This window comes from Methylorubrum podarium, assembly GCF_022179745.1.
Lineage (GTDB): Bacteria > Pseudomonadota > Alphaproteobacteria > Rhizobiales > Beijerinckiaceae > Methylobacterium > Methylobacterium podarium.
Genome location: NZ_BPRD01000054.1, coordinates 21,346 through 31,864, shown reverse-complemented (window position 1 = coordinate 31,864; position 10,519 = coordinate 21,346). Strand labels below are relative to the sequence as shown.

Here is a 10,519-nt window from a genome sequence, read left to right as displayed (position 1 = left end):
GGACTGCCCGCCCGACTGCTCGGCGCCGGCCCGCATGCCGCCGCGCTCGGACCCACCCGTGGCCGCGCTCTGAGCGTAGACCGAGGTGCTCATCAGCAGCGCGGCAAGACCTATCGCAATCGTCTTCATGGCGTTCCCTCCGAAACTTGAGACGCCTCAAAACGTCGCGAGTGTCGAAAGGGTTCTGCGAAAAAGCGTGAGAATAGAAAAACTCCGCGCGGATGCCGGTCGATTGATTTATGTGAACAAGCTTGGCTGTATCAATTGGATCATGGCTTGGCTGAAGGCGCTTCGTCTTGCGCCGTGGCTCCTACGTCGAGCGCTATGCGCTCCGTCGTTGCGGTGAGGGGCCAAAATCAGCTGCCGCGCCGGTCCGGCCAAGGCCGTGAAACGATCGGACCCGGGACCGCACGGAGCGCCCTGCCGACGGCCAATCCGGGACAGCTCAAGCCCCGGCTGCGGACGAGCGGCCCGGCTTGCCGCGCGCAACCGGAACGGGTGCGGCCTAAGAACCGGTTCGGGGTCGACGGAAAGTCTGAAAGATAGGGCGGCTGATCCGCCAAGCCCGTGCCACCATTCGGTTTTCCGCGCCCGGAAAACCTGGTGGAGCTGAGGGGACCGTTACCCCGGTCGGAGCTAAGCCATTGAACTGGAAAAATACTCTTTCCCCTCCGTGACTTGTCGGGAGATGGCTTGGGAGGGCCATGGGATTTATGGATCCTTGGGCCTCGTCCTACCACCGCCAGGGGTTCCCCGCCTCGGATGGGGATCAGCGGCCTTCGCCGCCAGATCCCGCGGTCATGCTCGACCCGGTCCGTCGTGGTTCCATCCAGCTCGGATGCCGGAGCGGCGACGCTTCGAGAGCCCCACCCCGGAACAACGCATCGACGTGTTCGTGTGTAGGGACAGCCTCGCCCTCGTGCGAAGCGCCGCACGGGTCAAGGGAGCGGCCTTCGCCGGCGTGCCTGTTCTGCCTTGGAGCATGCGCGTTCGCGGTCCGTGATACGGCAGGGGTCCGTTCGACGCGTTTCACCGCCCCGGCCTGATCGGACCGTTCTTGGGTTGCGACAGCGCCGTCGTTCGTCCGCCTGAGGAGGGTGGCAGACCGCGAAGCCTGCCGACCGTCCTCGATCCCGGGCGCGTGCAGGTCATGCCGCCTCCGTCGTCCCCGGCGAGAACCGCAAGCCCATGTGCCGATGGCCCGTGTGACCCCGGGTCGGCAATGCCACGCCGCTCGCCCGCGACTACGGGTGAAGCCGAACGCGAAGGCCGGTTCAGGATGCCTGGCTCATCGCGCCGCGTCCGTCGCCGTAAATGAGCCAAGCTTGCTCGGCCTGGACGCGGTCGAGGAACCGGAGGGCCACGGTTCTGGTGGGAACGCCCTTGGTGCCCTGGCTGATGAGCATGAGCCGGCCTTCGCCCTTGGCCAGCATCTTGCCGACGCCACCGGGAGAGGATGGGTCCGACCAGACCGCGTGCACCACGTCGGCCCGGAGGAAAAGGTCTTCCACGGTCACCTTTCCGTCCCTCACGAGATCGCCGTTTCGGTTCGCCTCATCGACAAGGCGGCGCATCTCGGTCGTGTTCGCACGCAGCAAGGCCGCGACTTCAGGAGAGGGTTGCGCAGTTCCTGGCAAGGTGGTGGACCCGTCGCCGAAGGCATCGTTCAACGCCTCCGCCATGAAGCGGTCGATGCATGGAACCGCGGTCACCTTCCCCTTGAGGCGGCCGGACTTCTCCATACGCCGGCCCACGCGCTTCCCCTTGACGAGGATCACGTGCGGGACGCCCGATCCCTCCCCGTCCGGGAACACGGCCCAGGCACAGTCAGCCGACCCGACGAGCGAGCGCATGTATTCCATGCGTTCCCGAACGGGTAAGGCGTTCAACGCCTGAGCGTGCTTGTTGGCCATTCCGGTTAGCTGTGCCAGGAGCCGCTGGTCCATGTATCCCCCCAAGTTGCGAACAGGGTGCACGGAACAAGACTCGCAGTCGTGAACGCCCAGGCTACCCGCGCCGCAAAAACGATGGCGTGGTTGAGAGCGCGTAACCGGACTCGGACCCTGTGGGCGCTGCTGCATACCCGCGTCGGCACGGTCGCGAGGCTTCCGGAGAAACCCACATCCATATCCCGGTGTATGAGGCGCCCCTCGGCGCGTGATGCGTCCTGCCAAAAGGGAGCAAAGCACCGGCATGACGGTCCGGTCGTGTCATCGGCCCTGCATCTCGCTGGGCATGAAGTGACATGAGCTCGCTCTCGCCGACGCGCATCGGTCCTAGCTGCGCGCCGGGCGGTGGCCATCGTTTCTTATCTACGGTATAATTATTCGCCCACGACTAGCACGGCGACCGGCTTGGGGACCGGGGCGGAGCCGGTTGGCAGCAGCACGACGCGTTAGTGTTGGATCAAGGTACTCGCCCCATCATCGACACTGCAGCGGACCGACGATTGACTGTCTGAGGTGCCCGGCATCCCGCTTGGCAGGAGTGAAGCGTCGCCGCGCTGGGCTCCGCATGGAGTACGTCTTGGCCCGCACGCCCGACCCGAAGAAGGCTTACCTGGAATTGCACGGCGGTACGTGGCGGGTCACGGTCTCGGTTCCGGTACCGGTGCGGCGCGCCCTCGGGGCCACGAAGCTCGTGCACAATCTCGGCACGGACAGCCTCAGGGAGGCGAACGTGCTCAAGAGGAAGCACGTGGAGCGCTTCAAGCGGCGGATCGCGGAGGCCATGGAGGCGGTGGGGCGCCCCGGCGTGGACGACATGAAGATCGCCGTTGAGTTCTCGAAGGTCGCCGAGGAACTCAAGCGGAACGGCAGTGCCGAGGATTGGCAGGAGTTTCAGGAGGCGGTCTACGAGCGCCATGCGGAGATCCGCTGGAAGGACGCGCGTTGGGTCAGGGTCGAAGATCCCGAGGAAGGTCCGAACGAGGTCGAGGAGGCGCTTCCCGAGCAGACCGAGAAGGCCATGCTCTTCTCGGCGATCTCGCACGGTCGGGCGACTCCCGTCGACCTGATGCACGAGGACTACCGCAAGCAGCTCTTCGTCAAGGACCGGACCCGGGCGGACGACGCCCGCGCGCTGCGTTTCCTGCAGGAATGGTGCAAGCGCGAGCGCATCCCGGCCACGCTTCAGGAGATCGACGTGAGGCGCGCGCACGCCTTCGCCGACGCGCTGGTCGAGATGACCGGCCTCCACCACGTGACGCTCAACAAGTACATCGGCCGGCTCTCCGGCTACTGGCAGTGGATGGTGCCGAGGACGGCGGCCGTGTCGGGCAACGTGTTCGCCAACGTCCGCCTCAAGGGCCCGAAGGAGAAGCACGACCAGAAGGAGAGGCCCTTCAAGGACAGTGAACTCGCGGACCTGCTCCGCGGGCCCGCCCCGCCGAAGCTGCGAGACCTGATGCTGATCGGGGCGCTGACCGGGGCGCGGCTCGACGCCATCGTCGACCTGAAGGTCCGCGACACGGCGTACAATTGCTTCCTGTTCAAGCCTCAGAAGCAGGAGGCGTCGGCCCGCTACGTCCCGATCCATGCCGACCTGGCGGAACTCGTCGCCCGGCGAACGGCCGGCAAGCAGCCCGAGGACGACCTTTTTCCGGAATGGCCCCCCGTCAAGAAGGCCGACTCGATGCGCGAGCGCAGCTTCAAGGCCTCGAACCGGTTCACGGAATACCGCCGAAGCGTCGGGGTCGACGAGGTGGTGCCCGGCAAGCGGCGGTCCCTGGTGAATTTCCACTCCTTCCGGCGCTGGTTCAGCAGCCGCATGGAGCAGGCCGGGGTGCCGGGCGAGATGATTTCCGCGATCGTCGGGCACAAGCGCAGCAGCATCACCCTGGACGTATACAGCGAGGGGCCGCACATGCGCGCGGCGCGTCGAGCCATCGCCAAGCTCAAGTTGCCCCCGCTGGACGGCAGCCCGATCCGCGATGAGATGACCCTCAGGCCGCGGGCGCATCCCAGGTAGGGCGCGGTTTCGACGGGCGGTCGGGCGCATCCGGCATCCGCACGGGCAGCCGTCCGCGCGACCGGCTTGCTCCGTCCCCCCCAGGAACCGTTACGGGCAGCGGGTCTCGCCTCGCCCATCGGCGTCGCCCTCGCGTGATGGCCTCGTCCCGGGAGCAAGCGCCTGGGCGTCGCGAGCCACGCGACGTGACCCAAGGTCATTTGTCTGCATCCTGGAGGTTTGCGGTAACCTTCATGACGGCTTCGGGTCGGCTCCGCGCCACCGCCACCTTGTCGCAGGTATTATACTGATGGTATAAATAAGCGTCGCAGGGGGCGAGGTTCGAGCGTGCACTGACGGAGGTGGCAATGGTCGTGGGGTTCTTTTCTGACGATGGTTCCGCTCTTTACGCCGCGCTGTTGGCCAGCTGCGGGCTCGCGTGCGTAGGACGGTTCATGACCGTCATCGACGGACACGAGATCGGGCGGCCGACCTGCGGTCCATCCATGGAGGACGCGGCGGCATCCCGGGCGGACATGTCCGCGATGCTCGCGCGGGCCGCGGCCGGCGGCCAAGCCGACGTCGGCTTCGTCGCCCCGCTCGGCTTCCTGCATGAGGGCGGCGTCTGGACCCACCTCGACGTGGCCGTGGTCTCCGGAGGGGACCCCCTGCAAGCCAGGCGCGCTAGGCGGTCCGCCGGTCACGCTGCCGGCGGAGAGCTCGCGTCCGGCGCGAAGCGTCGGGACGCATCCGATCGCTGCGCGCGGCGCCCGTGGCTCCTGACGTTCGGGGCGGGGCGGCCTCATGGGCCTGCCGCATCGCCCAAGCATGGCCTGCAGGGACGCGGCACCGAAGCCGCCGCGAGGACGCTGCCGGTCCGGGTGCCTTTGCCCGGCCGATCCGTGAAGGCCGCCATGGACCGCGGGCTTCCGACGCTTGAGACCCTACGCATCGGGATCCTGCTGGCGGCGACCTTTGAGGTCGCCGCTGCGGTTCCCGACGCGGCCGCTGTCGAACTCGCGACGATGTCCGACCTGATGTCCCCGGCATCCCATCCGGCTGACCAAGCCCTGGCCGGACGCCTGTCCGATCTGGCGGATCGGCTGGACGACATCGAACGGGCGCTGGGTACGCCGGCATCGCCGGCCGCCTCCAACAGGCGGGATCGGGGCATGCGGAGGATTGCCAGGTCCTGTCGCGACGCCGTCCCGGAACTGCCGGCGGCATCCTGGCCGACGGGCAGCGCATCCGCTGCCGGACCTCGATAGCCGGAATCGCTTCCCGCTACGCGACCGTGCGTCGACACCTGACCCGCCGATCCGGTCTCAAGAAACGCTCCGCCCCTGCCCGATCCGGTTCCGGTAGGGGCGCGAGCCGGCCACGCTGCGTCGGGCGCCCGCTGCGCCCCGCCCAAAGTGGCATCCGAATGGGACAACCAAGTGGGCGCGATGGGCGTCAAGGCCGACGCTCGGATGCCACGCGCGCAGGGTATCGGGTCAGCGCAACCTCATACCCGGCCTCGAAGTCGCGAAACCGCACCCCCGCGGGGCTCGCTCGCAGCGCCCGCTTAGACTCAGTCTCGGTGTTCAAAGGCGGTCCATCTCGACAAGTGCGACATCAAGTGCGCCTGCGTGGGCGGGTCGAGCAAGGTCCCGCTCGGCTTCGTCCCGCTCACCGAGAACGTGATGATGGTCGTTATGGCCTTCTGGATGCTGGCGATGCACCGTTGAGTGTCTTGCGCACCACCCTGGGAACCACCTGCCCCGCGCGAGAACCGGGGCGTAGACCTCAAGCCGGGTCGAGTTCGTTGACCAGCGTCGAGAGGTAGAGGGCGATCCGCCGGCTCGCCGCCGGGTCGGGGGCCGCGACCGAAAAGCCCACGTCGAGGATGTCGTCGCCGTAACGCCTCATCACCGACTCGGCCATCAGCGCGACCTCGCGCTCCGCCTGCGCCGTCAGGACCCGACGTCCGTCGCGGGTCGCCAACCGCACCTCGAAGCGCCGCGTGGACGTCAACGGTTTGCTCCCCTCGGGCGAGGCCGCCCGTCAGCGCGCCCGACGATGAGGTCAAGCAATGAACGGCCTCCGGAAACCTATCCGAAAACGCTCCCGTGACATGGCCGAGACCTCGCCAGGGGACAAGCGGGGCAGGAATCCCCGGTGCCTAAATTCGGGTTCATACCGGAACGAGGGGGAGGCCGTGTTCGTCCCAGCTAGGGCTTCCCGGCTGCCCGAAGGCGTGCGGGACCTCACCCAATGCAGCGTTCCCAAGGTTCCCGATGACCCGTCCGATCCACGCCCTGGCGGCCATGCTCCTCCTGGCCTCGACCGTGCTCACACCAGCCCTGGCACGCGAGGCCGCCCCAGCCTCAACCCCCGCCAAGGCGGTCGCCCCCTCCGCCGCACAGATCCTGGCGCGCATGCAGGTCGCCCAGGAAACCACCGCGACCCAGCCCGCGGGTTCACAGGGCCCTAGCAACAAGACCGAGGGCGTTCGCCAGTCCTCGCAGACCCAGGTGACAAGCCGCCAGCCCCTCGGGGCATTCCCGACGAACGAGGTCAGCCGCCAGCCGGTCATCGACCTCGGTGCCGGCGAGGAGGGCATGAAGAAGGACGTCGCCGCCCTTCAGCAGACCCTGACCGAGTTGCAGCAACTCCAGTTGCAGACCAAGCAGGCGCACTGGAACGCATCGGGCACCCTGTACTACCCGCTGCACCTCCTGCTGCAGGAGCACTACGAGGGCCTGTCGAAGTACGCCGACACCATCGCCGAGCGCCTCCTCGCGGTCGGCGTCTCGGCCGACGGGCGCGCGAACACCATCGTGAAGACTTCCGGCGTGCCGGAGATTCCCGGCGGCTTCCTCGACGATGCGCAGATCCTCGTGTGGTTCACCAACGCCTACAAGCGCGTCGGCGAGGAGGTGCACGCGGCCATCAAGACGACCGAGGACGTCGACCCCACCACGTCGAACCTGCTGCAGGAGGTCGAGCACGGGATCGCCAAGTACCAGTGGCAGATGCGGGCGCAGCTCCAGCGGACGCACACCGACCCGAACACCGGCTGGGACCTCAACGACAACAAGCCGGTCGACCTGCAGGGCCAGCAGGCTCCGGCCCAAACACCCGCCAAGCCCTGACGACAGCCAACCCCGCGCCGTCAGGCGCGGGGTTTCCCCTTGACCCGCGATCAGTTTATATTAATTCCAAACTAGAGATGCGCCCCCGGGATCGAACGACGCCTCAGCCTCCCCTCACGCCCGGCCAGCGAGCCATGTTGCTCCGGCTCGACCGGGAGGGACCGCTCGTCTCGCCCAAGCCCTGGGAGATGCGCACGGTCCGGTCCCTGAGGGAACGCGGGTTGATCCGCCCGCGGCTGTCGAGCCGGGACCCGGAGGGTCTCTGGTTCATCAGCGCCAAGGGCAGGCGAGCCATAGCCCCGGCGGGTCCAGCCGTCGGCGACCGTCATCCCCCGGCAGCATCACCGGCGTAGGCAGGATCTCGACCATGAATGCACCCGACGATACGACACGGCCGACGGCGAGATACGACGGCGGCACCATCGCGCTGCATTGGTTGACCGCGGCGCTCGTGCTCGGCCTATGGCTGGTCGGGACGTTCCTCGAAGACCTTGTCCCAAAGAGTGCCCTGCGCTCCGGCATCTGGTCGGCCCATTTCGACCTGGGCTTCGTCCTCACCGGCCTCGTCGTAGCCTTCCTCATCTGGCGGCGGGCCCGGGGCCGCGACCTGCCGGTCGATGACCCTGGGCCCCTTCATCGCCTGGCGAAGGCGACCCACGCCGCGCTCTACGTCCTGCTGCTGGTCATCGTCGGCCTCGGCATCGCCAACGCCTTCGTGCGCGGTGTCTCCCTCGGCCCGGTCAGCCTGCCGCAGATCGGCGACCCGGAGTGGCGGCGGCCCCTGACTCACTGGCACGGGTTGGCCGCCAACGTGCTGATGGTCCTGGCCCTGTTCCACGCGGTCGCCGCCCTCGTGCACCACTACCTCTGGCACGACGCCGTCCTGCGCCGCATGCTGCCCCGGGGATCCTGACGCCCATGCGACCCGTCCACCAGGAGCGGCACCTGATCGACCGCATCGGCTGGCTGCGAGCCGCCGTCCTCGGCGCAAATGACGGCCTCGTCTCCACCGCGAGCCTGATCGTGGGTGTGGCAGCCTCGTCCGCCAACACGGGTGAAATCCTCGTCGCCGGCAGCGCGGGCCTCGTGGCAGGCGCGATGTCGATGGCGGCCGGCGAGTACGTCTCGGTGAGTTCCCAGGCCGACACCGAGCAGGCCGACCTCGCCCGCGAGCAGCGCGAGCTCGGCGACGACCCGGCCGCCGAGTGGGAGGAACTCGCGCGGATCTACGTCGACCGGGGCCTCGACCATGCGCTCGCCTTGCAGGTCGCGGAACAACTGATGGCCAAGGATGCGCTCGGCGCCCATGCCCGGGACGAGCTCGGCATCTCCGAGGTCACGACGGCTCGGCCGGTCCAGGCGGCGCTGACCTCGGCGGCGACCTTCTCGGCCGGCGCGGCCTTACCCCTGGCGACGGCGGCGCTCTCGCCCGGCAACATCGCGGTCTATACGGTGTCGGGGGCCTCGCTGGTATTCCTGGCGGTGCTTGGGGGACTCGGCGCCAAGGCGGGCGGCGCCCCCATCGCCCGGGCGACGGCGCGGGTGACCTTCTGGGGCGTACTGGCCATGGCCGTCACGGCAGGAATCGGGAGCCTGGTCGGCAAGGCCGTCTGACTACCGCTGCGGATCGTGGCAGTGCATCTTCGGCGGCGCGGTCGCGCAATCGATGGAGCACGTCTGGTCGGGCCGGCAGAACCACTGCAGGGCGCCGGTCTTCAGACACGAGCCGGAACAGTGCCGGTGGGCCGCGTTCGTTGGTTCGACGAAGGACGCCGGCGCGTCCGGTGACGCCGCAGGTTGCTGGGCGAACGCTGCAGGCACGACCGCGAGTTGAACCAGCAGGAACCAACGCAAACGTCTCGCCATCGCAGTCTCCTCGAAAAGCGGCAGGCACACGCCGCATGTCTGCGACGACGATGCAGTGTGTAGTCGAGCTGCATTTAGCAACTGAAGATGTGAATGAAATTGACTAAAATCAATTTCATCGAATGCCGGCACCGACAATAGCGAGTGGCGGCAAGCACTTCAATGCTCATGTTGGAGAAGTGCTTGCCTGGCCTTGGGCAAGCCGGAACTGCTTTACCGCAGGTGGTGTTTCCGGCGGCGCTTCCGTCCGCGCTTTTCCCGGGGCGGGCCGCGCCATTCAAGGGAGGTTCCCGTCGATGGACAAGCCAGTCGCTGCCTGATCGGGGCCGTCAACCTGCTCGCGGCCGCCGACCCAGCACAGGCCGCGATGCCTGCCCAGACCGTGCTAACCGCGGCCATGCGTGCCGAGAGCTACGCCGACCTGCCCAAGCCCATCCCCGACGCTGTGGCGCTCCTAAAGGAGCCGGACGAGGTCGCGGCGAAGGCCAAACCGCTACTTGCCGCCTCTTAGGGCGAGGCCACGGTACAGCAGGCGCAATACTACTATCATCGCCACCATCACCATCACTGCTGCGACATGCCGTACGGGTACAGAGCCTGATGCGGCGGGGTGGATGGTTCCGCACCCCGCCCAGCCTTACCGCTGGCTCTTGGCGGCGCCTAGGATGCGCCGGTAGGTTCCGCCGAACACGGTGTGGGTCGCCGAGGTCCACTGCGAGTCCGCCGCCAGCGTCTCGCGGCTGGGGTAGATGCGTCGCGATTGGAGTTCGCGCTCGGCGCCTCCTCTTCGTTCATCGCCATGAGCTCGAAATCGGCCTCAACCGAGACGACGGACACCTGCATGAACGGCTCGTCCTTCCGGAAGATATGCCTGCGGCCTTCGTCCGGGGCCTTGAACACCATGAAGTACATCGTCGGCCCCCAGTGCCGGATGAGTGCCGGCATTGCGACCGGCACTGTTCCGGTCCAGTCGGTGTAGAAGCGTGGGTGGATCTCGGTCCTGATCACCTAATTCTCCTCGACCCTTAGGTCGATGAGGATCCGATAGGCGTAGTAGGCCTCGCCGAAGCTCCAGAGCGGCGGCCTTTGCGGTCCCGGTCCGCCGGGCTCGGCGAAATTCCCTCAAAGACCAGTCTTGCGGCCCTGGTGCTCACGCCCAATTCGGCGTCGTAGGCGTAGAACAGCTCGATCCCGCCTTTGACCGCTTCCAAGAGCGGGATGCAGTGCCAGGCATAATCCTGCGAGCCTTCTGTGCGGGGCTCCGGATCGCCCGCCCAACCGGGAATTTTCAAGCGCGTCCGCCGGGGCGGCAGCCCCGGCTCGATCAGCCTGACCTTCACCTGTCGCATTCTCGACCGTCCCTTCGATGTCGCCCTGGAAGATAGGAGGTCAGAGGAACGGTTCGGCGCGAAGCTACACCATGTGATCGCCCAGTCAGGTCGCTGCGGGGCGTAGCAGTACGTTGGCGACGCCCTGGGTGTGATCCGCGTCTTACTCGACGGTGACGGATTTTGATCTAGGCCGATCCCGCTCCAAGTGCGAAAGAGCGGCCCCAAAATCTCTGCGCC

Annotated in this window: 8 protein-coding genes and 2 pseudogenes; 6 read left to right on the top strand and 4 right to left on the bottom strand. The window is 67.3% G+C overall.

The features are described 5' to 3' along the window. Positions 1-1,274: 1,274 nt before the first annotated feature. Positions 1,275-1,946 (bottom strand): hypothetical protein, encoded by a 672-nt coding sequence (locus MFF42_RS02960; RefSeq protein WP_012455900.1) that lies wholly within the window; start codon positions 1,944-1,946, stop codon positions 1,275-1,277. Between the two features lie 568 nt (positions 1,947-2,514). Between MFF42_RS02960 and MFF42_RS02955 the strand changes: the two genes are divergently transcribed. The 3 genes and pseudogenes from MFF42_RS02955 to MFF42_RS02945 form a co-directional block, all read left to right on the top strand. After that, positions 2,515-3,969 (top strand): tyrosine-type recombinase/integrase, encoded by a 1,455-nt coding sequence (locus MFF42_RS02955; protein ID WP_017484323.1) that lies wholly within the window; start codon positions 2,515-2,517, stop codon positions 3,967-3,969. A gap of 434 nt (positions 3,970-4,403) precedes the next feature. Continuing rightward, positions 4,404-5,216 carry a hypothetical protein gene (locus MFF42_RS02950; RefSeq protein WP_231343950.1) on the top strand — a complete coding sequence of 271 codons (813 nt, stop codon included), beginning with the start codon at positions 4,404-4,406 and terminating at the stop codon, positions 5,214-5,216. A 321-nt stretch (positions 5,217-5,537) separates the two neighbouring features. After that, positions 5,538-5,678: pseudogene (locus tag MFF42_RS02945) on the top strand (glutaredoxin); the annotation flags it as partial. A gap of 58 nt (positions 5,679-5,736) precedes the next feature. Here MFF42_RS02945 and MFF42_RS02940 read toward each other — a convergent pair. Continuing rightward, entirely contained in the window at positions 5,737-5,964 is a 228-nt protein-coding gene (locus MFF42_RS02940; RefSeq protein ID WP_012455897.1) for a hypothetical protein, read from the bottom strand. A 263-nt stretch (positions 5,965-6,227) separates the two neighbouring features. On the opposite strand from MFF42_RS02940, the gene MFF42_RS02935 reads away from it, so the two are divergent. The 3 genes from MFF42_RS02935 to MFF42_RS02925 all read left to right on the top strand — a co-directional run bounded on the left by MFF42_RS02935 (position 6,228) and on the right by MFF42_RS02925 (position 8,699). After that, positions 6,228-7,085, top strand: a complete 858-nt coding sequence (locus tag MFF42_RS02935; RefSeq protein ID WP_012455896.1) for a Dps family protein — start codon at positions 6,228-6,230, stop codon at positions 7,083-7,085. 367 nt (positions 7,086-7,452) lie between these two features. Next, positions 7,453-7,998 (top strand): cytochrome b, encoded by a 546-nt coding sequence (locus tag MFF42_RS02930; RefSeq protein WP_012455895.1) that lies wholly within the window; start codon positions 7,453-7,455, stop codon positions 7,996-7,998. A 5-nt stretch (positions 7,999-8,003) separates the two neighbouring features. After that, positions 8,004-8,699 (top strand): VIT1/CCC1 transporter family protein, encoded by a 696-nt coding sequence (locus tag MFF42_RS02925; protein ID WP_012455894.1) that lies wholly within the window; start codon positions 8,004-8,006, stop codon positions 8,697-8,699. Here MFF42_RS02925 and MFF42_RS02920 read toward each other — a convergent pair whose 3' ends face one another. Together MFF42_RS02920 and MFF42_RS26520 are read right to left on the bottom strand one after the other, a co-directional pair. Continuing rightward, positions 8,700-8,951, bottom strand: coding sequence for a hypothetical protein (locus MFF42_RS02920; RefSeq protein WP_012455893.1), 252 nt, complete (start codon positions 8,949-8,951; stop codon positions 8,700-8,702). Positions 8,952-9,588: 637 nt separating this feature from the next. Beyond that, a pseudogene (locus tag MFF42_RS26520) lies at positions 9,589-10,300 on the bottom strand (hypothetical protein). Positions 10,301-10,519: the final 219 nt, after the last annotated feature.

Coding starts and splice junctions, on each gene's coding strand:
- MFF42_RS02960 (WP_012455900.1), bottom strand. CDS start 1,946: ATGGACCAGCGGCTCCTGGCACAGCTAACCGGAATGGCCAACAAGCAC.
- MFF42_RS02955 (WP_017484323.1), top strand. CDS start 2,515: ATGGAGTACGTCTTGGCCCGCACGCCCGACCCGAAGAAGGCTTACCTG.
- MFF42_RS02950 (WP_231343950.1), top strand. CDS start 4,404: ATGACCGTCATCGACGGACACGAGATCGGGCGGCCGACCTGCGGTCCA.
- MFF42_RS02935 (WP_012455896.1), top strand. CDS start 6,228: ATGACCCGTCCGATCCACGCCCTGGCGGCCATGCTCCTCCTGGCCTCG.
- MFF42_RS02930 (WP_012455895.1), top strand. CDS start 7,453: ATGAATGCACCCGACGATACGACACGGCCGACGGCGAGATACGACGGC.
- MFF42_RS02925 (WP_012455894.1), top strand. CDS start 8,004: ATGCGACCCGTCCACCAGGAGCGGCACCTGATCGACCGCATCGGCTGG.
- MFF42_RS02920 (WP_012455893.1), bottom strand. CDS start 8,951: ATGGCGAGACGTTTGCGTTGGTTCCTGCTGGTTCAACTCGCGGTCGTG.